Origin of the sequence: Acinetobacter sp. UNC436CL71CviS28 (assembly GCF_000620525.1) — a bacterium.
GTDB lineage: Bacteria > Pseudomonadota > Gammaproteobacteria > Pseudomonadales > Moraxellaceae > Acinetobacter > Acinetobacter radioresistens.
Map to the genome: position 1 here is coordinate 1 of NZ_JIBB01000019.1, position 25,720 is coordinate 25,720.

The following is a 25,720-nucleotide window of genomic DNA, read 5'->3' on the forward strand; positions in this document are numbered from 1 at the left end:
TTATAGACAAGGTACCAATTCTGGCTCATTAATCTTCTGACTAAAAATTTACTCAAATAAACTTCGAGAAATTTCTACCATTCAATCAATGAAAATTATTTCGATCGATCAACCAGTAAAAATCCACACAAGTTGTTCTTCATATTCTCTTAATGATCTTCTTACTGCTTCGTCAGCAGCAAGCTAGGTCGGCTATATTACGCTTTCTTTTCAGAAAGTCAACTGGTAATTCAGATTATTTTAAACTTATCTAACAAAACCCGACTTAACTATATTTAACTAAGTTGCTGTTTTATCAGAAGTTTTAATCTTCATCACCGCCGATGGATGTGCATTATAGGCCATTTATTCCCTAACGCAAGCGGTATTTTACAAAATATCGTTCATCTGGATAATTCTTAAACAAAACATCTTTTTTTCACCATATTTCAAACAAATTTGCTTTAATACTGCTTGTAGAAGTTTTAGGAATTTTTATGCCTCACTTTCATTTTTTATGGGCAAGCTTACTGGCTGCCGGTTTTGCTTCTTCTAGTTTCGCTCAGGAGATTGCCCAGCCTGTTTCGGCTTCAGCAGAACAGGTTCCTGATGCTGAGGTGATTGATCCGTCTCATCCGTCTCATCCTTCTCGTTTAGAAGCTTTAAGGCAGCTCAAGAATGTTACCCGTCAAGACTTAAAGGTAAATGCTAATGCAGCACAGCCTGAGGAGGTCAAAGATCCTTTACAACCTCTGAATCGTCAGATCTATGAATTAAACGATGCGCTTGATCGCACTATTATTCGACCGGTTGCTGTGCAATATGTAGAAAAGATACCTACTGATGTGCGGGGAACCTACCGCAATTTCCGCAAGAATTTAGGTGAACCCTGGAACGCAGTAAACCAGCTTATGCAAGGACGTCCGGCCCGCGCAGCAAAAACTCTTGGTCGTTTTACAGTAAATACCCTATCCAGTTTAGGTTTTGCTGATCCAGCGAGACGTGTAGGTTTAGAGAGTGAAGACGAGAACTTTGGTACAACTTTGGGCTATTGGGGAGTGCCGTCCGGGCCTTATCTGGTATTACCTGTTTTAGGTCCGAGTACTTTTCGTGATACTGTAGGTCGCGTAGTAGACAGTCAGGCACGACCACAAAAATATATTTTTGAAGATCACGAGGGCCTTTACTGGGGGGACCAGATGCTACGTGGTATCGATATTCGTTCCCAGCTACTTGATGTTGAAGATGTCTTACAGGGCGACCGTTATGCTGCCATCCGTGATATTTATTTACAGCGTAAAAACTATGAGATTGCCCAGAAAAAGGGCACTGATGCTGAAATCACTTTTATTGATGATGAGGCAGATGATGAAAATGCGGATCCTGAAATTATCTCGGATTAACTAATTGATAAATAGTTTTGCTAGATCCTTTTCAGTTACTCTAGCAACACTTTGATTTATATAATTAGTATATCTATTATGATGAACTTAAAATTTGTTTAAAACAGGTAAATCAACGCCTCTTATGTATTTTATTCAGCCCACTCGCCCTATTCCTTATTTGGATCGGGCTTTACATGCGCTTCCGAATCTGCAAATGATTCATATTGAGGATATCGATTTATACGACCCGACAATTATTGCAATTGCAGATGTAGAAGATTTCCTGGTTTATCAGTGGAATTTACCTACTGTAGTTATTGCTTTTCAGCATGAGGGGGCTGCACTTGCCAAAGCCTGGGAACAGGGAGCGTTAGCTGGCTGGATTTGGAATGATCTACCGGATCAGCCTGATCAGGCGTTGTTAAAAATAGATGCACAGTATAAACGTAATCAGGATAGTCGTGATCTGCCCTCAGCCGCAGAACTGCAAAAACGTCTTTTACCTAATCCTTTAGCCTTAAAAGATTATGAAATAGAAACTTTTTTTCAACCTTCAGCCTATCTGTCCGGTGACTGGTATGACTACTGGAAGCTGAATGATAAAGAAATTATTTTCTATTTAGCAGATGTTTCAGGCCATGGGGTAACCAGCAGCTTGTTAACCTCATGGATGGCTGCCTTTCATGGACGCTCTAAAACACCCTGTGAACTGATCAAGAAACTAAACGGTATGCTGATGCAAGAAAATATTGAAAAGCATATCACCATGATTGCCGGAATTTTAAACCTCGAAACCCATCAACTCCGCTGGTCCAGCGCGGGACATTATCCGCCCGCTATTTTGTTTGAACCACATAAACCACCGAAAATTTTAAGTACGAGCAGCTTTCCATTAGGCTTGACAGATGATCTAGAAGTTGAAGAGTTTGAATGTTATCTGAACCAGCATGCACGGTTCATTATCTGTTCAGATGGCGCCCTTGAACCCTTTGATGGGCGTTTGAATGAACAGTTTGAACAACTGGTCCAACATCTGGAAAAACAGTCATTTGAGCCTCCGAGTCATGTTGCAGATGACATTGCTATCTTAAGTCTATGTCGAAAGAATTAACTGATTTATCAATATAATACTCTTTAGCTATAGCTATGATGACTATCGGCCACTTGAGTCTGTAGCCCCCCTATGTGATAATTTTCATATCCTTCTCTGCAAATGGCATTTATATGTCAACAGGTCATGTTGAATATGCAAGCTTGAATGGAACGCATATTTTCAAACTTATTGGTGAAGTGCGAGCCCAATCTTGTATAAGTCTAGACAAACTACTTGGTAAAATTGAGCAACAAGCAGGTGTCGTGGGTGCAATCGTCGATTTGACCCAGACCACTTTTATTGACAGTACTGTATTAGGTATTTTGGCGAAGCTGGGCTTAAAACTTAAGCAGACCCATAATATTCAGGCTGTCATGCTCTCTACCAATTCCGATATTACGACTCTGGCCAATAGTATGGGGCTGGGGCAGGTTTTTGTAATTTTAAATTACTGCGGTGATCCAAACGTTTGCACACGTACACTTGTTGAAGAGCATGTAACTCATGGTGCTATGTTGACTACTGTACTCGATGCTCACCGAACCCTAATGAAACTCAACCAGAATAACCAGAACATGTTTGAACCTCTGGTGAAACAGTTGCAAAAAGAACAGGATACACTGGATCAGGTATCTGAACGTAAAAATGCGCCTTCGACCTGAAGCCTAAACAAACGGAGTAGCTGATGCCATTACTTTCTGTTGTTCAAATGAATTCCCAAAATCTGATTGAAGATAACTTCATCGAGATTGAACGTTTGATGCAGCAGAGTAAGGCTGAAGGTGCCGAGCTTATTGTATTTCCGGAAAATTTCGTCTGTTTTGCAGCAGGTAAACAGCGTGAAACGGCTGAACAGTTTGAACATATTCAGCGCCGGTTAGAGCAGCTGGCACATCATTATAATCTTTGGATCATTGCAGGTACATTGCCCTGCCCGTTTCGTCCTGATGGCTCTACCATAAAAGATGGTCGGGTACGTACGACCAGTTTATGTATCAGTCCGGAAAAAACCGAAGGACGTTATGACAAAATTCATCTGTTTGATGTTCAGGTTGGGGATGCTGTAGGTGGTTACCAGGAATCTAAAGTATTTGAACCTGGTGACGAGCCTGTAGTTATTCATACACCATTTGGCCAAATCGGGCTTATGGTGTGTTATGACCTTCGCTTTCCAGAGCTGGCTCTAACCCTACGTCAGCGTGGTGCTAATATTTTAACTGCGCCAGCTGCTTTTACTTACACTACAGGCCAATTACACTGGCAGTTACTTTTACAAGCTCGCGCAATGGATAGCCAATGTCAGGTTTTAGGTGCAGCGCAGCAGGGTTGGCATGGTGAAAAGCGCCAGACTTGGGGACATACAGCCGCAGCAGACTCACGCGGCCAGCTGCTGGCTATGGTTAACAATGAAGGTCCGGGCCTGATTACCGTTCCTTTTGACCTGCAAGAACAGCAGTCTGTACGTAGCTCTATGCCTCTCATGCAACATCGAAAACTGGTCACGTTCTGATTTAATTTAGTTTTAGATTTTTTTACAAAAAAACCAATTTATTCTGGTCTTTAATACGCCACGATAACACTACAACTATTCGCTTATAGGTAATAAAATGGCTTTAGAAAAAGTAGTTTATCGTGCACATGCAAAAGCAACAGGTGGCCGTGATGGTCGCGCAACCTCATCTGACGAGATTTTAGATGTAAAACTGGCTGTACCAAAGGAAATGGGCGGTCCTGGTGGTGGCACTAACCCTGAACAATTATTTGCGGCTGGCTATTCTGCCTGCTTCTTGGGTGCAATGAAATTTGTTGCGGGCCGTGATAAATATAGCATGCCTAAAGATGCTTATATTGACGGCGAAGTAGGAATTGGGCCGATACCGACCGGTTTTGGTATTGAAGTCACACTCAATATTCATTTAGAAGGAATGGACCAGACTGAAGCGGAAAAACTGGTTGAAGCTGCTCATATTGTCTGTCCATATTCAAACGCGACTCGCAATAATATTAATGTTGATTTAAAAATTACGACTTAAAAGTAAAATGGCATTATAAAATTCAAAAACAGAATTTTATAATGCCCTGATTAATATTCTTATAAAATGACTTATTCGGCTGCTTCATTGGTAACGCGAAGCACTTCTTCTAAAGTTGTTTTACCCTGCAATACTTTACGCAAGCCGTCTTCGCGAATTGAACCTGCATGTCTGCGGGCAAAATTTTCCAGCTCATACTCTGCTGCATTCCCATGAATCAGACGGCGCATCTGCTCATCAATCGGAACAATCTCATAAATAGCTGTACGCCCAGTAAAGCCGGTATGGGCACAGTGTTCGCAGCCCTTAGGTACAGGTAAACGAACCGGTTCTATCTGTTCAAAAGAGTTAAAGATATGCTGCTCAAAACTATCAGCCTCACGCCAATTAACACAATGTGCACATAAAGTACGTACCAGACGCTGAGCCACCACACCAATTAAAGAACTTGAAAGTAAAAAAGGTTCAATGCCCATATCTTTTAGACGTGTTACTGCACCAATAGCGGTATTGGTATGGAGTGTAGAAAGTACAAGGTGGCCGGTCAAAGAGGCCTGCACTGCGATTTCAGCTGTTTCCAGATCACGAATTTCCCCGACCATAACCACATCTGGGTCCTGACGCAGCATAGCTTTTAAAGCCCGCGCAAAAGTCATATCTACTTTGGTGTTAACCTGGGTCTGGCCAATTCCTTCAAGTTGGTATTCAATAGGATCTTCGGCTGTCAGGATATTACGGCTACCATCATTCAGATCAGACAAAGCCGCATATAAAGTCGTGGTTTTACCAGAACCGGTTGGACCGGTCACCAGAATAATACCATGGGGTCGGTGCACCAAAGTTTTTAACCGTTCATAATCTTCTGCAATCAGGCCGAGATGCGTCATATTAAGACGACCCGCCTGTTTGTCGAGCAGACGCATAACAACCCGCTCACCATGCGAAGAAGGTAAGGTCGAAACACGAACATCAACTTCGCGTCCGGCAAGACGAAGTGAAATACGGCCATCTTGTGGAATACGTTTTTCGGCAATATCCAGACGGGCCATTACTTTAATCCGGGACACCAGCAAAGGTGCAAGCTCCCGCCGTGGCTGAACGATTTCTCGCAACTGTCCATCGACCCGCAGACGAACTGAAAGTTTTTTCTCAAAAGATTCAATATGGATATCGGATGCACCGACACGAATTGCCTCAGACAGCAAGGCATTAATCAGACGAACGATGGGTGCATCATCTTCCTGATCCATCAGGTCTTCTGCTTCAGGTACCTGATCTGCCAGGCTCAGCAAATCCGGATGGTCTTCGAGCCCTGCAGCTACCTGCTGTGATTCACCGGTATCACCGGCATAACTGGATCCTAATAAACTATTGAACTCTTGCGCACTGCATAACTGATAATGTACCGGGCGGCCCAGTAGCCGACGAGCCTCCTGCAAAGCAAGGGGAGTCGTGTCTTCACGACGCATGATATAGACTTGGTCCCCTTCATAACGCAAGATGACGCCATGACGTTTTGCAAAACTGTAAGGTATTTGTAGTTGTTTAAGTATTTGCATCACAACTTATAATAATAGAAAAATTGGTTTTGAGTGTACTCTATGCATATGACAGCGTGAAGTCTGTTTTTTGCTAAAGATGTGATGAAAGGAATAACTGGTCTTGACAAATTACAATGAAAATTTCGAGCCTGAATCTTCTACTATCAAGTGGTGGGGTGAACAGCAATTTGATATGAACCAGAATAAAGCCTGGCAGTTCGGTTCATTATTTTTTCGTCTGACTCGCAGTCAGCGCGAGTGGCAACTTGAATATCATCGACCACAGTTTCAGCATGATGATGAGCAGGAATGGCGTATCATTGAAGAACCAGATTTTATCTTTCCACAGCCGGTTGAGATTGAACGTTATATGTTTAAAAAAACACATAGCAAATTCCAGCTCATGCCTCGTCTGGCTGACCGCTCTGTCGTAATTAAACCGGTCAATCCAATTTACATTCCAGCAGGGCAACGCGGTACGCTTTATATCAGCACTCCCTTATGGATTGCCGGTTTTGTAGAAAGTCAGCGAGATCCTTTATTCGATTTACCGGTCATTCTTTCTAAAGATACTTGGTTTGGCCCAGACCAGCGTACCGGTGAAATGTGCTATGCCACTGCAGTGGATGGCCGTACTGAACTAAGCCAGCTTAAACCGCGTGCTTTTCGCGCAGTAACCCCTATTCATTTTCATAATACCAGCAATCAGCAGCTGCGTTTTGACCGCATGAATGTGCCTGTACCTGCCTTGCCTTTGTTTTATAGCGGAAAAACTGGCCGTTTATGGACTTCACAGATTAAAGTTCTGCATGAAGGACTGGACCGTCCTCCGCGGGTAAGAATTGAAAACCAGACCCCGCCTCTGGCTGGCGAGGTTCAGTATATTCATCCCCCGCGCTCTCCAGGTGGAGCACTATTTAACATGTTTGATTCATTCTTCTAAGAGGTGGTCATGGCTGATACAAATATTCCAAAAGAAGTGACCCAAAGCCTCAAAGGAATCTTTACCAATATTAATCTGGACCGTTTAAGTGAAATCTTGGTGGGGCTGGTACTTTGCCTGATTGGTTTCTTGATTGCCCGGGTAATTTCCAATACTTTTATCCGTACGGTAGGTTTACGTTTTAATGCTCATCAGCGCCTAGTCTGGCGCCGCGGTATTTTTTATTTTATCTTTCTGCTTTTTGTAATTGCCAGTTTAAAGGAAGCCGGTTTCAAACTTAGCGTTTTTCTTGGCGCCGCCGGTATTTTAACAGTAGCTTTAGGTTTTGCTTCGCAGACCTCTGCAACCAACCTGATTAGCGGTCTCTTCCTGATTGGTGAAGGTTCCTTTGAGGTCGGTGATACCATCCAGATTACTCTCATCCGTGGCCATGTGATTGAAGGCGAGGTTCTGTCAATTGATCTGCTTTCGGTCAAATTGCTCACCCTCGATAATGTTTATGTGCGTTTGCCGAATGAACAGCTGATTCGGGCACCAGTCATGAATCTGTCAAAATTTCCTATACGGCGCATCCCCATTACCCTCGCGATTAATTTCCATGAAGATATTATTAAAGTACGGGAAGTTCTGCTGGAAGTTGCCAATAAGTATCCTCTGGTTTTGGACGAACCTAAACCGGCAGTGACAGTAACGGCATTTCGAGAATCATCAATTGAACTATTGTTCGCCGTATGGTGTAGCCGGGAAAATTATCTGCAGGTCCGTGATGAAATGCAGGAATTGATCCGTAATGGCTTTGTCGATAATCAGATTGAAATTCCTGTTCCCAAAATGGGATTTGTTGACCGCCCCCCTCTCACTGCTGCATTGGCTAATGAAGATATTGATACATATGCGAATGCCAGAGAAATAAAACGTGAGCCTAAACTTTAGGCTCATCATCTGTCGACTGTTGTATGGCAGGTGGCAGAGGTGCCAGATAAGCAATAATCAGCATCACGATTCCGGCCCCAATAAACGAGAACACCCGGGTAATAGTGCCACTTTGCGATAGATCCAGAAAGACCAGTTTTGCCACTACAATAGCCAGTAAGGCTGCACCGATAAACCAGATCTGTCGCAACAAGCGGCGACTGGCCAGCGTCATCAGGATAAAAGCAAGGATAACCCACAACAGGGTTAAACTGAGCTGAACTGTCCCATTACTCCAAATTGCTGTTCCCCAAAGTGGCGTACCCATGTAATGATGTAAGCCACGTACCATGATACTGCTCATAACCAGCAAGCTCACCAGAATCGAACCAATCTTGAATGTCCATTCCAGATTTTTATCATGGAATCGATATTGATAAATCGCCCAGAGTAAACCAGCCATTACTCCAATCGAAAGCAGATCGGCAGGATTAAGAATTACTGTCCAGTAGGCATATTCAGCAACCTGAACATCAATGCTCAGGCCAGTCAGCCACAACAGACTTAAACACCACACTGTAATAGAATGCATCAGTAAAGGTGTTTTTGAGTAAATTACCCAAGCGCCATACAATGCAGGAATTAAGCCCAGTGCCAGAAGTGGCGTTGTTGGCAAAATAGCCAAACCAGTAACAGCCAACAATAACCAGCTAACCGCAGCCCAAAATTCTTTTACTGATTGACTGTTATGTTCAGGTTTTGTCCATAATGTTATAAAAGCAGTAACGGCCGAAGCAAACAGGAACGAATATTGAGACCCCGATGTACTCCATGCCAGATTAGTCCACAAATTTTCCTGCCAGATCGCAGCACCTAAAAATAATAAAAATAGCGTATTGATAAATAACTGTACCAGCAACCAATTTACTTGGGTTTTCCAGTGCATAAATGCTGTAAATACTGCAGATAAAAGAGCTGCCATAGCCAGATATGGGCTTAAACCCTGCCCTTGCAGACCAAGACTGTGTACAGCGGCGGCGGCTCCCGCATAAAGACCTAAAGCCAGTAAAATACAGCTTAATACACTGCTACTAAAATACCTTTCTTCAGAGGGCTGATGCTGTAACAGGTAATATACTGATATCAGCTGGGCAAACGCATAAATTGCTGTACTTAAAACCGGAAACTGGATTTGGCTCCAGATTTGATAAAACAGGGTCACTGAACTTAGCAAAAGTAATGCTACCCCAATATAACGGCTAAATCGGTAGCGTTCAGTTACGCCCCAGACAATTAGAGCGGCGCCCTGTACGACCCAGCCAATGGTGCTCCAGTGTGCCCCTTGGGCCAGCGGAAAAATTAGCGCAATAAAAGCAACCGATAAAATAAAGAAACTTTTAGCGAGTAAAGATAGCTCCTGCTGTCGCTGACGAATCCAGAGTGTTAATCCGGCATAGATGAGCGCCAGCAAGGCAGCACCTAGAGTCAAAGCAAATGTGTTATCGCGCATTAACCAGGCATGCAGGGAAAAACCCAGCACGGGCACACTAAAGATCAGGCTCACATCAAGCAATGGCTGTAAACGGCCCTGTTCTTGCTCAGGATGGCTAAGTAATTGTCTTAAACTTAATGCGTGTTTACGTGCAATTAACTGGCTGTAGCGAATACTTAGCCAGATAAAGAGCAGAATATGCAGCCAGATGATGAGATCAAGGATGAGATACTGTTTTGCTTCGCTATATATGACGATGACACTACCACCTAACAGCATGGTGACGAAGAATGCAATGTGATTAAGAATTTTCCAGGACTGAACAAAATTAACTACAGCCACTGCCAGATTAATTAATAAATAATAGCCCAGTAAAAACACTGTATCCGGATGATACTGTGGAATGACCAGGGGCGCCGCATAGGCCATTCCTAAAGCTAGTATAGCCAGATAAACAGCATGCTGTTTGAGGCTCAAATAACTGGTCACTATCAACAGTGCTGCAAAGAGCATACTGGCTATAGACAGGCTGGTAATAACTCCATAATGATGGGCAAATACCAGTGTCAGGAAAATAACAGCGAGTCCTACCCCCTGTAATGCAACAGCAAATAAAAGATTTCTCTTTTGCAGACTATAGCCAAAAAATGTAATAGCACCGCCAATACAAGCAATAAACCCTAAGCGAAAACCCAAGCTGAGTTGCCAGTGTTCACTGGCAAAGCGGAGTAATAATATGACTCCGATCATCAGCACTGCCACAGCGACTCGCAAGATTGGATTACCATGTACCATCCAGTTAATGGCAGGCTGCCACCAGCTTGAAGCAGCCGGTTCTGGTGCTACTGCTGGTACTCTATCTGGTTCGGTAACAGAAGATCCGGTATGAGCTGGCCCTGAAGGAGAAGTCTGTTCGGAAAGTATTTCTGCTTCTTGCCTGCTTTGCAGTTGCCGGGCGGGTAACGGAAGTAAAGAAGGTTCAGCCAGTGAATGATGCTGCTCCAGATTAGCCAAACGTTGTTGCAACCGGTTAAGCAAATGAATCAGACAAATGATAAAAATTATAATTGCAAGCCAGAGCATACTGCGCCAGTCACTTAAATAGATCACTGCCCCAAACAGCACACTTGCATATATCCCTGCTTTTTGCCAAACCAGATCGGTTACTGGCTGTATAAATTTCGCCCGCTGTTCTAGCTGCTGCAAACGCTGTTGCATATTTGAAACCAGCTGGATGAGTAATATGCTGAAAAATAAACTGGCGCCGACCATGCCAAGCTCAAAATTAACAACTGCAGAGCCAGCAAAAATAACGACAAGTATGATCAGAAGAAAAATGAAATATCCCTGCTTATCTTTGTTATACATGGGCAAATTGAGTATTCCTGTCCAATTTTGGCTATCTTAACCGATCTCTTATCAGATAAAAGAATTTGCATACAAACTGCTGCAAAATTCATATTCTGCATTGCAGAGAAAATTCACGTAGAATAAAGCCATTCGATTGTAAGGAAGTATTCAATGCCACCATTTGTCTTGGTTGATGGGTCCTATTTTTTATTCCGGGCATTTCATGCGCTGCCTCAATTAACCACTTCAACCGGGTTACATACCAATGCAATCCGTGGCGCGATTTCTGCAATACAAAAACTGATGCGCCGCATCCAGCCCACCCATATGGCTGTAATTTTTGATACACCCGAGCCTACTTTCCGCCATGAGCTGTCGCCACTTTATAAAGGTGACCGCCCAAGCATGCCAAGTGAACTCTCCCAGCAAATTCCTTATCTGCATGCCCTGATCCGGGCTTTAGGTATTCCCCTTTATTCCCTGCCGGGTGCCGAAGCTGATGACATCATTGGAACACTGGCAAAACGCGCTGAAGCTGCCGGCCATCAGGTCCTGATCTCTACTGGTGACAAGGATATGGCACAGCTGGTCACAGATAAAGTGACACTGGAAGACAGTTTTAAAGACAAACCGATGGATATTCAGGGAGTCTTTGAGAAGTTTGGAGTATGGCCTCACCAGATTATTGACTACCTGACCCTGATGGGTGATGCCTCAGATGGTATTATGGGTGTACCAGGTGTAGGGGCAAAAACTGCTGCTAAACTACTCAATGAATACGGTTCACTTGGGGGCATTCTAGAAAATGTAGAACATATTAAGGGTAGAGTCGGCCAGAGTATTAAGGATAATCTCGAAGGTATAACCATTGACCATCAGCTGGCTACCATTGTATGTGATCTTGACTTGAATATAAGCTGGGAAGACCTAAAACTGGCAGATCCGCATGTAGAAACCTTGCGTAATCTGTATACCGAACTTGAGTTCCGTAATCAGCTACAATCCCTAGATCACCCCCATAATCCAAATAACACTACTTATAAACAGGCTTCAGCTCAAGCTACGGCTTTACCTGCAAATAAAGATATACCAGATGAACATGCTACTTTGAGCAGTGAAGAAGACCGGCTGGGCGAAGCAACTTATCATACCGTGCTGACCCAGGCAGACTGGGAACTGTTATTTCAGCGTATGTCTAGCGAAACCCGCTTTGCTATTGATACTGAAACAACAAGTCTGGACTACCGGGTAGCAGAAATGGTCGGCTTCTCTGTCGCCTTTGATGCAAAAGATGCATATTACGTTCCTCTGGCACATGACTATGCAGGTGCACCTGAGCAGCTGAACCGTGAACAGGTTATGGCTCAAATCAAGCCTATTCTGGAAAATGATCAGGTTGAAAAAATTGGCCATCATCTTAAATATGATGCCCATATCTTTGCCAATCATGGAATTGAACTCAAGGGCTGGTTTTTTGACACCATGCTGGCCTCTTACGTGCTGAACTCGGTGGCTACCCGTCATGGTATGGATGATGTCGCGCGCCTATATTTAAGTCACCTGACCACTACCTTTGAGCAGGTTGCGGGGAAAGGTGCCAAGCAGAAGATTTTTAACCAGATTGAGCTGGAAGTGGCTTCACCTTATGCAGCCGAAGATGCCCACGTTACTTATCGCCTCTATGAAGTACTGGCTGAAAAATTAAAAGCTCATCCGGAACTTTGCAATATTTTATATAATATTGAAATGCCGGTTGCCCGTATTCTGACGGGTATGGAAGAAGATGGTATACGTCTAGACCACGGCTTTCTGGACCAGCTCAGCGTAGAGTTTGCCAAAACCATGCAGGAGCTGGAACAGCAAGCAATGGAAATGGCTGGTGAAACGTTCAATATTGCTTCTCCGAAACAGGTAGGTGAAGTACTTTTTGAAAAACTCGGCATTAAAGGTGGTAAAAAGACTGCCACAGGCCAGTTCAGTACTAGCGAAAGTATTCTGGAAAAAATCGAGCATCCAATTGCTGCTGTAATTCTGGAACACCGCAGTCTTGCTAAATTGAAGAGCACCTATACAGATGCTCTGGTCAAGCAGTCCAATAATTCTACCCATCGGGTACATACCAGCTACCATCAGGCACTTACTGCCACCGGACGTCTGTCATCATCTGATCCGAACTTACAAAACATTCCAATTCGCGGAGAAATTGGCCGACAGATTCGTAAAGCCTTTATTGCTCCGGCTGGTCGTGTCTTGCTGGCTGCTGACTATTCGCAAATCGAATTGCGTTTAATGGCCCATTTCTCGCAAGATGATGCCCTGCTAGATGCTTTCCGCCACGGTCAGGATGTTCATCGCCGTACAGCAGCTGAAGTTTTGGGAATCGCCCTTGAAGACGTCACCAATGACCAGCGCCGGCAGGCTAAAGCTGTAAACTTTGGACTACTGTATGGCATGTCTGAGTTCGGTCTGATTCGTCAGCTTGGTTTTACCCGTCAGGAATCGCAGGATTATATCAAACAGTATTTTCACCGTTATCCGGGAATTTATGAGTATATGCAACGTACCCGTCAACTGGCTTTGGAACAGGGCTTTGTAGACACGCTATTTGGTCGCCGTTTATACACACCAGATATTGATGCCCGTAACATGATGGTACGCAAAGCAGCTGAACGTGCTGCGATTAACGCACCATTACAGGGAAGCGCGGCAGATATTATTAAACTGGCCATGATTTCGGTAGATAAAATCTTACCGAAAGATCAGGCGCGTTTATTACTTCAGGTTCATGATGAACTGGTATTCGAGGTTGATGAAAATATCGCAGATGAGCTGGCCCCTCAACTGGCTGAGGTTATGGAGTCGGTAGTCGAAATCTCTGTACCTTTACTGGTAGAAGTAGGTAAAGGTTGTAACTGGGAAGAGGCACACTAAGTTACGACTTGCTTTACCCAATCACCAGAAAATAAAAAAGGACCTAACGGTCCTTTTTTATTTTAGCGCTTTATAAACCCACTAACAAAATCCGGGCAACTTCATTCATCAAAATCTCGGCAATATAGAGCGCCAGGAATGCCAAAATTGGAGACAGGTCAATCATCCCCATATTAGGCATCAAGCGGCGAAACGGTGCCAATAAAGGTTCAGCCAGATCTTGAATGACTTCAATATAAGGCCCGCGCGACTGGGTAAACATCACCACCCAGCTTAGGATGATCGTTGCAAAAATCAGATAGCGACAGAAACGTAATAAATCCTGAATCATGGTCACAAAAGTCAAGATCACCAGATGCACAGGGCTGTTTGGCATAACACCAGACAGATACATCAGGCCGAAAATCTTGAGCAGATATAACACCACGATCAGAACCAGAGCTGCCAGATTTACACGGCCTTTACCGAGTGTTGGCAGGATACGGCCGAACACATCAACAATCTTGGTTGCCTTGACCGTAGACATTACTACCGGGTTGTAAGGATTCACCGCAGCCAACTGGACCAAGAAACGGAAGAAGACGAGCAAAATCGCTACGTTAATGATAATGCCAAAAATTAGCGCAGAATTTGCACCCATACTTTAACTTTCCTAATCAAATCAAATTATTTAGTGCTTTCACTCAGCTCTTGTGCGAGTTCCTGGCTGCGTTTTTTCGCTGCAGCAAGTGCAGCCTGAATATTCTGGGAAATCTGGGCACGATCAAACATTTCCAGTGCAGCCTGTGTTGTGCCGTTCGGTGAGGTTACATTTTTACGTAACTCAGACGGTGAGCTGGAGCTGGTAATCGCCATTTGTGCAGCACCTAAAGCTGTTTGTAAAGTCAGTGCGGTAGCTACTTTCTCATCCAGACCAAGATTTTTACCCGCCTGTATCATACTTTCCATCATATAGAAAAAATATGCCGGGCCAGACCCAGAGACCGCAGTAACGGCATCAATCTGTTCTTCGGTATTAACCCACAAGGTCAAACCGGTCGATGCCAGAATCTGGCTAGCCAGATCACGGTCCGCCTGCTGCACAGCAGGGCTGGCATATAATCCGTGTGCACCAGTCTGTACCAGTGCCGGTGTATTCGGCATTACCCGTACCACCTGATCACTCTCGACCAGCTCAGCGATAGTTGCAATCTGAGCACCTGCTACAATTGAAATAAGCAGTTTTCCAGCAAACAGACCTTTTAAAGGTTGCAATACCTTAGCCAATACCTGTGGTTTAACAGCCAGAACGACCACATCGGCATCATGAATAGCTGCAACATTGTCTTCAGTCACATGGATATCTTTTTCCTGAAGCAATGAACGAATCTGTTCAACCGGATCAGCTACTGTAATACGGGTAGCAGGCAACCCACGTGCTAACAGGCCACCAATTAAGGCTTGTGCCATATTGCCACCGCCAATAAAACAGATATTGCAATTTAAAGCTGTGCTCATGTTCAATGCTCGTCATTTACATTTGTTGTTGCTGAGTGATTAATACCGGTTGCCAGCCACCTCGCTCACAATATGGAGATTGCGCCAACCAAAACCCTTTGGGCGTAAAAACCCCAAGCATAACATTATCTCGGCTTAATATTTGAATCTGATGACGCTGCCAAGGAAAAATTTGTGCTTCCTGAATAGCCTTTTTGAGCGGCCATGCACCTACCCGGCCATAAAGATGAATTCTTTCCCCACCTTGCCGCGATGTTAATACAAGATTCTGTTTCAATAAATCTGCTGATAAACCGACTGCTTGCGGTTGAATCTGATAATGGCCAGAAGCAGTTTGGTAAACATGAGAAAGCTCGGGAATAAGACTTTGTTCAAAAATGAGCTGAGTATTTTTCTCAGCCAGATATTCATCTGCCTGTAAACGGTGAAGCTGCCCATGATAACGAACATAATAATACTTGTTCCAGTGTAGCGCCGCCTGTGCATCGGCTTTGGCAGCAATAACTTCATGCTGAATCCGCTCAACCATTTCAAAAGCTGGCCGATATATATCTTCACCTTTCATCCATGCTGAAAGCAGTTGTCGCTGTCGGGGTTTTGAAAGTAGTTTTAATCTTGCGAGATCAAGCTGCTGTGCATTGCCACAATTTTTTAAATCCTCTTGTAATAATTCCTGCAGAATCTCATCGGCATCCTGCATTAATGAAGCTGTGCGGGAGACTGCCTGCTGCATTTTAGAAAAGCGGGAAGCTAAGAGCGGCCAGAGCATTGTTCGGCACCAGGCACGGTCGTAATGGGTATTATTATTTGAAGGATCATCAATAAAACTGATGTTTAATTGTTCAGCCCATTGGCAAATCTGCTCACGGGAGAGGGACAGCATCGGACGCCAGATTGGCATTTCATGACGCTGATCCAGTTGTCTCATAGCAGAGAGTCCAGAAATACCTGTGCCAGAAAACAATCTTAACAATACGGTTTCAGCCTGATCCTGCTGATGATGAGCAAGAACAAGTACTTCGCCAGATTTAATATGCTGATGATAAGCCTGATAGCGCGCTTCACGGGCCTGACGTTCAAGATTACCTGCATTTACATGTACAGGCTGCACAATGCATGGAACATCAAGCTTCATACATTCAGCTTGCACATGAATACCCCAGTCCCTACTCTGAGCCTGTAACTGGTGATCAACATAGATAGCCCTGATCCGTCCGGGGCAAAGCGCCGCCATAAAATATAATAGGAGCATGGAATCCATGCCCCCACTACATCCGATCAGGAAAGAAGTTTCTGGTGAAAACTGCTCAAGCTGTTTTAAGCAACCAGACCTGAATTCTCGCTGCCAAACTTCATTAAACGTTGGTAACGTGCCTCGCATCGTTCGCTAGCATCCATTCCTTTCAATTCATCAAGTGCCTGTTTAAGCACTTCTTGAAGACGGTCCATAACCAGTTCGGGATGTAAATGTGCTCCCTCACCTTCATCGACGACATATTCTACAATACCCAGTGCCTGAAGTTTATCTGCTGTTAATGATAACGCTTCACTGGCCTGTTCTGCCTTTTCAGCAGTTTTCCATAAAATAGAGGCACATCCTTCTGGCGAGATTACAGAATAAATACTGTGTGACAGCATAATCACGCGGTCTGCAACCCCGATTCCCAGCGCTCCGCCAGAACCGCCTTCACCCAGTACCGTTGCAATAACCGGAACTTTCAGGCTTGAAAGCTGGGCAAGACTACTGGCGATAGCTTCAGCCTGTCCCCGCTCTTCAGCCCCTACACCCGGGTATGCGCCCATAGTGTCAATAAACGTAAATACCGGCAGATTGAATCTCTCTGCCATATCGAGTAGACGTTGTGACTTGCGATAGCCTTCAGGATTGCACATCCCAAAATTATGTTGCAATTTCTCACGAGTGCTACGACCGCGGTGCTGTCCTACCACCATCACCGGCTGGCCATCAAAACGAGCCAATCCGCCGATCATCGCGCCATCATCGCCAAAAACGCGATCACCATGCAACGCATCGAACTCTGTAAAAATTTCGCCCACATAATCCAGAAATTGCGGACGTTCCGGGTGACGTGCAATTTGAACTGTTTTCCATGCTTTAGATTGAGCAGCTTTGTTCTTCATAGGCCGAGTATTATTCCTGAATTAACAAAATTGAGTTAATTGATAAATTTTTCCGACTGAATATTCAACTCAATATCCCAATGCTTGAACTGCACTTGCTCATCCTGCAAATCTGCAATCAGCAGAGGCCATTGTTTGGCATCACCCGAAACACTGAGTTGCCATTGTTGATCATTTACTACAGACAGTTCAATGGCAGGAAGCACCTGATCACTGCGACTATGATTGATTAAAACTGCTAAACGTAATAACAGGCAAAGATAGGCCAGTTTTTCGCCTCCTGCCCGCGTTACTTCAATTTTTGCTTCATGACGCAGCTTGCGGCGATGAAAGCCCACCAGCCGAGACAGATGATTTTGATCAATCTGGGAGAATCCCGGAATATCGGAATGTTGAAGTAAATAGGCACCATGACGATGATATCCACCATGACTGATTGCAAGACCAATTTCATGCACATAGGCGGCACGACGTAGCAGATCGCGATCATCACAAGTCAGATTTAATGATTCTGCCACGCCATCAAATAGTTGCTGGGCAGTTTTTACTACACGCTCTGCCTGTTTCGGATCAGCGTTATAGCGTCCCATCAATGCCTGTACACTACGGTCCCGAATATCTTCATGCTTAAAACGTCCCAACAGGTCATACATCACCCCTTCACGAAGTGCACCATCTGAATACACCAGTTTATCTAGCTCCAGGACTTCAAATACAGCATACAAGATGGCAATCCCGGCAGGTAAAACAGCACGCCGGTCATCTTTTAAACCTTCGAAATCAATTTCAGAAGCATGCTTAAACTTAAGCAGTTTCTCTTTTAATTTATATAGACCTTCACGGGTAACTTTTTCCTGCTCGTCACTCAACCCCATATTAACCATAATCTGACGGCAGGCCTTAATGGTTCCACTTGAGCCTACGACAGTATCCCATCCTTCAGTTTTATAGGTATTAGCTATTGCAGAGAGCTCTTTACGTGCAGCAACCACAGCTTTATCAAAAGCTTTTACAGAAATAGAGCCGTCAGCAAAATAGGCTTTGGTATAGGCCACACAACCCATCTGTAAAGATTCAGTATGCAAGGGTTCAAACTCTTCACCAATAATCAGCTCAGTTGAACCGCCACCAATATCGACGACTAGCCGGCGGCCACCATTAGCAATAGTATGTGAAACTCCCAGATAAATCAGACGGGCTTCTTCACGCCCTGCAATGATTTCAATCGGCTTTGGCAAGATTTCGGCAGCTTTTTGAATAAATTCATGCCCGTTTTTCGCTTGACGCAAGGCATTGGTTGCTACAATTCGCATGCGGGTAGGTTGTACTGAACCCAAACGCGCCACAAAACGGGCAAGGCAGGCTAAACCCCGCTGTTGTGCAGCTTCAGTCAAGTTTTTATTTTCATCAAGGCCGGCCGCCAGTTGAACTTTTTCTGACATTGAGGCAACTTTTTTGACTTCCCCATGATCAACTCTGGCAATTGCAAGATGAAAACTGTTTGACCCCATGTCTATGGCAGCAAGCAATTCTTCATCGATCAAAAAATCAGACATTCTTTACACATACCTTCACCGAATTGTCGCTTAGAGTAATTCACATGCTATGAATTTAAAAGACGTTTACTCAACATTTACTCGAGTTTATATTTTTTGTTTTACTTAATGATTGTGTATCACGATTGTCAGTATCGTGAGCTTCCATTAGACAAAACAACAGATAAGAGGAAAAATAACTTTAACTCTTTCATTGAACCTGATGGCTGTGTAATATTCGCAAAATTACAATGCTATCTTTAAAATACTTTTGGAGTCATACCCATGTCTGCTAATATTGTTAATACAACTGATGAAAACTTCCAGGCAGATGTTCTGGACGCTGAAACTCCAGTGCTGGTAGATTTCTGGGCAGGATGGTGTGCCCCATGTAAGGCAATTGCTCCTGTACTTGAAGATTTATCACGTGAATACGAAGGCAAGGTCAAAATCGTTAAAGTTGACGTGACTTCATGCGAAGATACGGCTGTAAAATACAATATCCGTAATATTCCAGCACTGTTGATGTTTAAGAATGGCGAAGTTGTAGGTCAGCAGGTAGGTGCTGCTCCACGCTCGAAACTGGCTGCATTTATTGACGAAAATATCTAATCTGGTTTTAAACATCCGTTATAAAAATACGCTGTTATAAAATAGCGTATTTTTTTCATGCTTAAATTGACAAACTTCCTGTTCTGACTTATATTTCATGCTCAAGAAACGTTGGAGCAATTCTCGCTCTCCACTTTCTTAAAAGATACAAAACATAAGATCGCCGCTCGGCAACAGAAAGTGTTTTATACATTTCTCTTCGATACAACTAATCAGTCATCTGAGTTTGTTATTGTGCAATTACGACGGACTTACTCATATTGCATGCGGCCGACTTTTGCTTCTTCTTAACTTCCACTTCATATGTCCCTTTTTAGACCTATCTGACCATCTATGAACTTAACCGAACTCAAGAAAAAACCGATTGGCGAACTTATTAAAATTGCTGAGTTTATGGGCCTTGAAGGAATGGCTCGTAACCGCAAGCAAGATATTATTTTTGCCATCTTGAAACGTCATGCTATGAATGGCGAAGAAATTTTTGGTGATGGTGTACTTGAAATTCTCTCTGACGGTTTTGGCTTCTTACGTTCAGCTGCGGGTTCGTATCTCGCAGGCCCAGACGATATCTATGTCAGTCCATCCCAAATTCGCCGTTTTAATTTACGTACGGGTGATACCATTACAGGTACTATTCGCCCGCCAAAGGAGGGTGAACGTTATTTTGCCCTGCTTAAAGTTAACCAGATTAACTATGACACACCTGAAAACTCACGTAACAAGATTCTCTTTGAAAACCTGACCCCACTCTTTCCAACCGAACAGCTGGTAATGGAACTTGGTAATGGTACAACGGAAGACTTGACAGCACGTGTGGTTGACCTGGTTGCTCCGATTGGTAAAGGTCAGCGTTCAATTATTGTAGCGCCACCAAAAGCCGGTAAGACCATGTTGCTGCAGAATATTGCTCAGTCAATTGTTCGTAACAACCCGGAAGTTTTTCTGATCGTGCTGCTCATCGATGAACGTCCAGAAGAAGTAACTGAAATGGAGCGGACGGTTCGTGGTGAAGTAGTAGCATCTACCTTTGATGAATCACCTGCTCGCCATGTTCAGGTAGCTGAAATGGTTATTGAAAAAGCTAAACGTCTAGTTGAACATAAAAAAGATGTGGTAATCCTGCTTGACTCGATTACCCGTCTGGCCCGTGCTTATAACACGGTAATTCCATCATCAGGCAAAGTACTGACTGGTGGTTTAGATGCACATGCTTTAGAACGTCCTAAACGTTTCTTCGGTGCTGCACGTAATATCGAAGAAGGCGGCTCTTTGACGATCATCTCAACTGCCCTGATTGAAACTGGCAGCAAGATGGATGACGTCATCTATGAGGAATTTAAAGGTACAGGTAACCAAGAAATCACCCTAGACCGCCGTATTGCAGAAAAGCGTGTTTTCCCTGCCATGAATATCAAGAAATCAGGAACGCGTCGTGAAGAGCGCCTGATGAGTGAAGAGAATCTGCGCAAAGTCTGGATTCTGCGCAAACTTCTTCATCCTATGGATGAACTGGCAGCTATGGAATTCCTGCTTGACCGTATGAAAGAAACCAAGACCAATGATGATTTCTTTGATCAGATGAAACGCAAGCAATAAGCAAGAACTGTAAAGTAAGTACTCATAATATAAAGGCCATCTATAACGATGGTCTTTATATTTTAGTTGACAAGTTTTACATATTGATACAAACGACTTAACTTCATGTTTAATTTGTTTACAAGCTTTTGATTAATAAAGCCTTCATTTAAAAAAACCTATAACTTTTAAGCATTTATTTAGTACTTGTCCAATGTATTTTTCATTTTCCATTGTTATTTTCTGTTAAAAATCAGACGTTTTTTTGCATTTTTTGACCTTTTTTTAAGGTTAGGCAGTAGTAATTAAAAAATGGCAGTGATAGCATATTTACAGCCCAGTTAGTCTGCTCCATGCGTTGTTACCTATCTAACGTTAGGAATAATAAAAGCACAAAACAGGCTGGCTCAGGTTTTTTTTAATCTCAACTTTTTTATGAGAGTGATGCCATGTTATTCAAGAAAATCGCTATTGCTGCTGCAGTTGCTACTACCCTAGCTTTCGTTGGTTGTGCTAAAAAAACTGAAGATGCTGCTGCTGATGCAAACGCTGCTGCTACTGAAGCTACTGCTGCTGCAAACGAAGCAGAAACTGCTGCTGACGCTGCTGCTGTAGAAGCTGCTCCTGCTGCTGAACAAGCTGCTACTGATGCTGCTCAAGCTGCTGACCAAGCTGCTGACGCTGCTACTGATGCTGCTGGCGCTGCTACTGATGCTGCTGACGCTGCAACTAAAGCTCCAGCTGCTGATGCTAATGCAACTAATGCTACAGCTACTGACGCTCCAGCTACTGAAAAAGCTGCTCAATAATCTATACGATTATTTGTCAAAAAAGAGAGCCTTTGGCTCTCTTTTTTATTGTCTAAATCTTTAAAAAATTATAAGTTATCTTTCTATCTAACATTTTTATTATCTTTCAGGCTTTCCTCTCTTCTTCTATAGTTTTTAAAAATTTCTGCTCCAGTGTCTTACAATTCAGAGCCGACCTAAAAATAATTAAAAAAAAGCAGGTCAATCGACCTGCTCATTCCCCACACGTTGTCTAAATTTCTGTCCTGCTCGGAAAGTCACTACACGACGTGCTGAAATTGGAATTTCTTCACCTGTTTTTGGGTTACGACCTGGGCGCTGGCGCTTATCGCGTAACTCAAAGTTACCAAAACCGGAGAGTTTTACCTGTTCACCGGCAATCAAAGCTTGACTAATCTCATCAAAAAATAACTCAACCATTTGTTTCGCTTCACGGCGGTTCAGGCTCGTAAGCTCACTAAGATGATCGGCCATTTCTGCTTTAGTTAATGCTGTCATGAGGCCCTCAATGTCGCTTGATAAGTGTTTTCCAACACTTCAATAATTTTATCCATACCTGATTTAATTTCAGCATCTTCAAGCGTACGTGTTGGGTGTTGCCACAACAGCGCAAATGCTAGTGAGCGTTTGCCCTCTTCAACACCTTGACCCGTATACACATCAAACAGCCAAGCTGAGTGAAGCAGCTCACTGCCTGTTTGTTCGATTAACTGCTGAATTTCACTAACATTTATCTTATCACTAATTAAAAGTGCAATATCACGTCGAACCGATGGAAAACGTGATAATTCTGTAAAATTAGATACATAAGATTGCAAAACAGCCTTTTGATCCAGTTCGGCAACCCAAGTGATACCTAAATCAAGCTCATCTTCTAGTGAAGGATGCAAACGTCCCAGATAACCCACGGTTTTTCCATCCACCAGAATTTCGGCTGACTGACCAGGATGTAACCATGATCGTTCTGAAGGAACATACTCGACCTTAATCCGGCCTGCTGCCAAAATTGCTTCTACATCACCCTTTAAATCAAAGAAATCCATCACTTGAGTTTTAGCATGCCAAGATTCAGGTACACGGGATCCAACTGCAATAAGGGCCAGAGTTGGAATTTGCTGAAGACCAGAGATATCAGTTGCATTCTGATAGTCAAAGCGCAAACCCAGTTCAAACAGGCGCACACGGTTTTGCTGACGGTTCAGGTTATATTGTACACATGGAATCAGGCTCGATAATAAAGTACTTCGCATGGCAGCGAGATCACTTGAGATCGGATTTGCCAACATTAATGGATGTACCTGTGGATTAAGCTGCTTTTCAAGTTTAGCATCAGCAAAACTGAAGCTGATGGCTTCCTGGTATCCCAAGGTTGCGATAGTCTGACGTAATTGACCAAGCTCAAGCTGATCCTGATATTTTGCCAGTTTGACATCAATGACCGGTAGACTGATCTGGATGTTGTCATAACCATCTATTCGAGCGACTTCTTCGATCAGGTCTTGATATATGGCCAAGTCATAACGATGTGAAGGTGGCACAACTATCCAGTGTCCTTCAGCTCGTATTTCAACCCGGCAGCCTAAACGCGTTAAAGCGTCTGTAATAAACTCTCCATCAAGCTGATAACCTAGTAATTGGTCAACCTGTGTCTGTTTCAGCTCAATGGCATCACGTGTTGGTAAAAGCTCAGACTGTTCCACCACTGTAATTGGACCGAAGTCACCACCTGCCAGTTCCTGAATCAATTGAGATGCGCGGTTCATGGCCAGTATTGGCAACTCAAAATCCACGCCACGTTCATAGCGCTGTGAAGCATCCGTATGCAGTCCGAAACGGCGGGCACGTCCAGCAATAGCAAGTGGTGCAAAGAATGCAGACTCAAGGAAGATTTCCGTAGTTTCATCAGAAACTGCAGAAGACAGGCCTCCCATAATTCCGGCAATTGCTAATGCTTTTTCATCATCAGCTATGACCATTATATCCTCAGAAAGTGTAACTTCCTGCTCATTGAGCAAGACCAGTTTTTCTTGCGGGTTTGCCTGACGGACATGTACCGCACCTTGTACATTGCCAGCGTCAAAAGCATGTAATGGTTGGCCTAGCTCCATTAATACATAGTTGGTAATATCGACCAGAATACTATGCTGACGAATTCCGGAACGGGCCAGAGCCTGCTCCATCCAGAGTGGAGTAGCTGCTTTGGTATTTACATGTTTAATAACCCGGCCCAGGTAACGTGGACAGCCAGCAGTGTCCACTATCACTTTCTTTTCATCGGCAATAGTGACTGCAACGTCTGCAACTTCAGGTGCAGTAACTGCCAACTGGTTAATTACTCCAATTTCACGGGCAATACCGCGAATGCTAAAGCAGTCACCACGGTTAGGTGTAATACTGATATCAATGATATGATCGTCAAGATTAAGATATTCACGGACGTTCATACCAATCGGTGCATCATCTGGCAGCTCAAGCAGTCCATCAAGTTTATCTTCAAGATCAATTTCAGAGGCACCACAGAGCATTCCCTGAGATTCAACACCACGAAGTTTGCCTTTTTTAATTTTGAAATCACCAGGCAAAACTGCCCCAATTGTTGCGACTGCTGCTTTCATACCTGCACGCACATTAGGTGCACCGCATACAATCTGTAAAGGCTCATCCGAACCAATATTAACAGTCGTTACACGCAGACGGTCTGCATCGGGATGCTGCTCTACACTTAGAACTTCACCCACGACAACTCCGGTAAAAGGTTTTGCTGCCGGTGACATATCATCGACTTCAAGACCGAGCATTGTCAGTTGATTTGACAGCGTTTCACTATCGATGGCCGGATTTACCCAGCTACGTAACCAATTTTCGCTAATTTTCATATCGATTAAACCTTACAAATTTTCAAATCTTGTCTTAAGCAAATTGGCGCAAGAAACGCACATCATTCTGGTAGAACATCCGCAGGTCATTGATGCCATAACGCAGCATAGCGAAGCGCTCTACTCCCAGACCAAATGCGAAGCCTTTATATTTTTCAGGGTCTATACCAGCAGCTTGCAGTACGTTCGGATGTACCATACCGCAGCCCAGCACTTCCAGCCAGCGGCCACGTTCATCCATAATATCCACTTCCGCACTAGGCTCAGTAAACGGGAAATATGAAGGGCGGAAACGGACCTTCAAGTCCTTTTCAAAGAACTCATTAAGCAGGTTAATCAGCAGGCCTTTAAGTTCTGCAAAGCTGGTATTTTCTGCGACATATAATCCTTCAATCTGGTGAAACATTGGTGAATGGGTCTGGTCCGAATCACAACGGTAAACGCGGCCCGGGCATACAATACGAATAGGCGGCTCAGACGTTTCCATAGTGCGAATTTGTACACCCGAAGTATGCGTACGCAATAAATGCTTGGCATCAAAATAGAAAGTATCATGCATGGCACGTGCCGGATGGTGGCCAGGAATATTCAATGCTTCAAAGTTATGATAGTCATCTTCAACTTCTGGTCCGGTTGCAATAGTAAAACCGGCTTTAGTAAAGAACTGACAGATGCGCTCTTGCACCTGAGTCACCGGATGGATACTGCCCATGCGCTGGCCACGGCCTGGCAAAGTAATATCAATAGTCTCACTGGCAAGTTTTTGTTGTAATGCAGCCTGCTGTAATTCTTTCTGACGTTCTGTTAGCGCAGTATTGATCGCTTCACGTACGGCATGAATGGCAGCGCCCTGAATCTTACGTTCTTCAGGGTCCATTTTGCCCAGTGCCTTGGACTGTTCTGCTAGCTGGCTTTTTTTACCCGTAAATTGAACGCGTACTTGGTCGAGTGTAGCAAGGTCTTGAGCCGCTGCAATTGCAGCCAGCGCTTCAGTGGTCAGGGCTTCCAGTGACAT

Annotated in this window: 21 protein-coding genes; 11 read left to right on the forward strand and 10 right to left on the reverse strand. The window is 43.9% G+C overall.

The genetic code is table 11. From position 1 onward, the window contains the following. Positions 1–476: 476 nt before the first annotated feature. From N518_RS0108540 to N518_RS0108560, 5 genes are all read left to right on the forward strand, one after another. Positions 477–1,382: a VacJ family lipoprotein gene (locus N518_RS0108540; protein WP_017400794.1), complete on the forward strand. Its 906-nt coding sequence runs from the start codon at positions 477–479 to the stop codon at positions 1,380–1,382. Positions 1,383–1,506: 124 nt separating this feature from the next. After that, on the forward strand, positions 1,507–2,475 hold the full coding sequence (gigA, locus tag N518_RS0108545) for an RsbU family protein phosphatase GigA (RefSeq protein ID WP_005016128.1): 969 nt from the start codon (positions 1,507–1,509) through the stop codon (positions 2,473–2,475). 113 nt (positions 2,476–2,588) lie between these two features. Then, positions 2,589–3,119, forward strand: a complete 531-nt coding sequence (gene gigB / locus N518_RS0108550; protein WP_005016131.1) for an anti-anti-sigma factor GigB — start codon at positions 2,589–2,591, stop codon at positions 3,117–3,119. A 23-nt stretch (positions 3,120–3,142) separates the two neighbouring features. Continuing rightward, positions 3,143–3,967, forward strand: a complete 825-nt coding sequence (locus N518_RS0108555; RefSeq protein WP_017400793.1) for a carbon-nitrogen hydrolase family protein — start codon at positions 3,143–3,145, stop codon at positions 3,965–3,967. Positions 3,968–4,064: 97 nt separating this feature from the next. Continuing rightward, the gene (locus tag N518_RS0108560; protein ID WP_005016136.1) at positions 4,065–4,490 is read left to right on the forward strand and encodes an organic hydroperoxide resistance protein; all 426 of its coding nucleotides are present in this window, start codon (positions 4,065–4,067) and stop codon (positions 4,488–4,490) included. A 71-nt stretch (positions 4,491–4,561) separates the two neighbouring features. Here the strand turns inward: N518_RS0108560 and gspE are convergent, their stop codons facing one another. Beyond that, positions 4,562–6,049 carry a type II secretion system ATPase GspE gene (gene gspE, locus N518_RS0108565; RefSeq protein ID WP_005023546.1) on the reverse strand — a complete coding sequence of 496 codons (1,488 nt, stop codon included), beginning with the start codon at positions 6,047–6,049 and terminating at the stop codon, positions 4,562–4,564. Between the two features lie 103 nt (positions 6,050–6,152). Between gspE and N518_RS0108570 the strand changes: the two genes are divergently transcribed. Both N518_RS0108570 and N518_RS0108575 read left to right on the forward strand, forming a co-directional pair. Beyond that, the gene (locus tag N518_RS0108570) at positions 6,153–6,974 is read left to right on the forward strand and encodes a hypothetical protein (protein WP_005023544.1); all 822 of its coding nucleotides are present in this window, start codon (positions 6,153–6,155) and stop codon (positions 6,972–6,974) included. Between the two features lie 9 nt (positions 6,975–6,983). Further along, positions 6,984–7,907 carry a mechanosensitive ion channel family protein gene (locus N518_RS0108575; RefSeq protein WP_005023542.1) on the forward strand — a complete coding sequence of 308 codons (924 nt, stop codon included), beginning with the start codon at positions 6,984–6,986 and terminating at the stop codon, positions 7,905–7,907. On the opposite strand, the gene N518_RS0108580 is transcribed toward N518_RS0108575, so the two are convergent. After that, positions 7,897–10,746, reverse strand: a complete 2,850-nt coding sequence (locus N518_RS0108580; protein WP_005023539.1) for a DUF2339 domain-containing protein — start codon at positions 10,744–10,746, stop codon at positions 7,897–7,899. The genes N518_RS0108575 and N518_RS0108580 overlap by 11 nt on opposite strands. 153 nt (positions 10,747–10,899) lie before the next feature. On the opposite strand from N518_RS0108580, the gene polA reads away from it, so the two are divergent. Next, positions 10,900–13,659, forward strand: coding sequence for a DNA polymerase I (polA, locus tag N518_RS0108585; RefSeq protein WP_005023537.1), 2,760 nt, complete (start codon positions 10,900–10,902; stop codon positions 13,657–13,659). A gap of 70 nt (positions 13,660–13,729) precedes the next feature. Here polA and N518_RS0108590 read toward each other — a convergent pair whose 3' ends face one another. From N518_RS0108590 to ppx, 5 genes are read right to left on the reverse strand one after another with little or no spacing between them, the layout of a single operon-like run. Continuing rightward, positions 13,730–14,299, reverse strand: coding sequence for a YggT family protein (locus N518_RS0108590; protein WP_005016149.1), 570 nt, complete (start codon positions 14,297–14,299; stop codon positions 13,730–13,732). Between the two features lie 26 nt (positions 14,300–14,325). Further along, entirely contained in the window at positions 14,326–15,156 is an 831-nt protein-coding gene (gene proC / locus N518_RS0108595; protein ID WP_005023535.1) for a pyrroline-5-carboxylate reductase, read from the reverse strand. A gap of 16 nt (positions 15,157–15,172) precedes the next feature. Next, positions 15,173–16,537 carry a tRNA lysidine(34) synthetase TilS gene (gene tilS / locus N518_RS0108600; RefSeq protein WP_081402530.1) on the reverse strand — a complete coding sequence of 455 codons (1,365 nt, stop codon included), beginning with the start codon at positions 16,535–16,537 and terminating at the stop codon, positions 15,173–15,175. Then, positions 16,474–17,298, reverse strand: coding sequence for an acetyl-CoA carboxylase carboxyltransferase subunit alpha (locus N518_RS0108605; RefSeq protein WP_005016159.1), 825 nt, complete (start codon positions 17,296–17,298; stop codon positions 16,474–16,476). Before N518_RS0108605 ends, tilS begins: the two co-directional genes overlap by 64 nt. A 35-nt stretch (positions 17,299–17,333) precedes the next feature. Further along, the gene (gene ppx, locus N518_RS0108610) at positions 17,334–18,854 is read right to left on the reverse strand and encodes an exopolyphosphatase (RefSeq protein ID WP_005016160.1); all 1,521 of its coding nucleotides are present in this window, start codon (positions 18,852–18,854) and stop codon (positions 17,334–17,336) included. Positions 18,855–19,118: 264 nt separating this feature from the next. On the opposite strand from ppx, the gene trxA reads away from it, so the two are divergent. From trxA to N518_RS0108630, 3 genes are all read left to right on the forward strand, one after another. Then, positions 19,119–19,445 (forward strand): thioredoxin, encoded by a 327-nt coding sequence (trxA, locus tag N518_RS0108615; RefSeq protein WP_005016162.1) that lies wholly within the window; start codon positions 19,119–19,121, stop codon positions 19,443–19,445. Positions 19,446–19,778: 333 nt separating this feature from the next. Then, on the forward strand, positions 19,779–21,041 hold the full coding sequence (rho, locus tag N518_RS0108620; protein ID WP_005016165.1) for a transcription termination factor Rho: 1,263 nt from the start codon (positions 19,779–19,781) through the stop codon (positions 21,039–21,041). 428 nt (positions 21,042–21,469) lie between these two features. After that, positions 21,470–21,829 carry a hypothetical protein gene (locus N518_RS0108630; RefSeq protein ID WP_005016168.1) on the forward strand — a complete coding sequence of 120 codons (360 nt, stop codon included), beginning with the start codon at positions 21,470–21,472 and terminating at the stop codon, positions 21,827–21,829. Between the two features lie 201 nt (positions 21,830–22,030). On the opposite strand, the gene N518_RS0108635 is transcribed toward N518_RS0108630, so the two are convergent. The 3 genes from N518_RS0108635 to pheS are packed head-to-tail and all read right to left on the reverse strand — an operon-like array spanning position 22,031 to position 25,720. After that, positions 22,031–22,327 carry an integration host factor subunit alpha gene (locus tag N518_RS0108635; protein ID WP_005016170.1) on the reverse strand — a complete coding sequence of 99 codons (297 nt, stop codon included), beginning with the start codon at positions 22,325–22,327 and terminating at the stop codon, positions 22,031–22,033. Then, positions 22,324–24,705, reverse strand: coding sequence for a phenylalanine--tRNA ligase subunit beta (gene pheT, locus N518_RS0108640; protein WP_026444140.1), 2,382 nt, complete (start codon positions 24,703–24,705; stop codon positions 22,324–22,326). Before pheT ends, N518_RS0108635 begins: the two co-directional genes overlap by 4 nt. A 34-nt stretch (positions 24,706–24,739) precedes the next feature. Next, a complete protein-coding gene (gene pheS / locus N518_RS0108645) occupies positions 24,740–25,720 on the reverse strand; it encodes a phenylalanine--tRNA ligase subunit alpha (RefSeq protein WP_005016174.1) in 981 nt (326 codons plus the stop codon).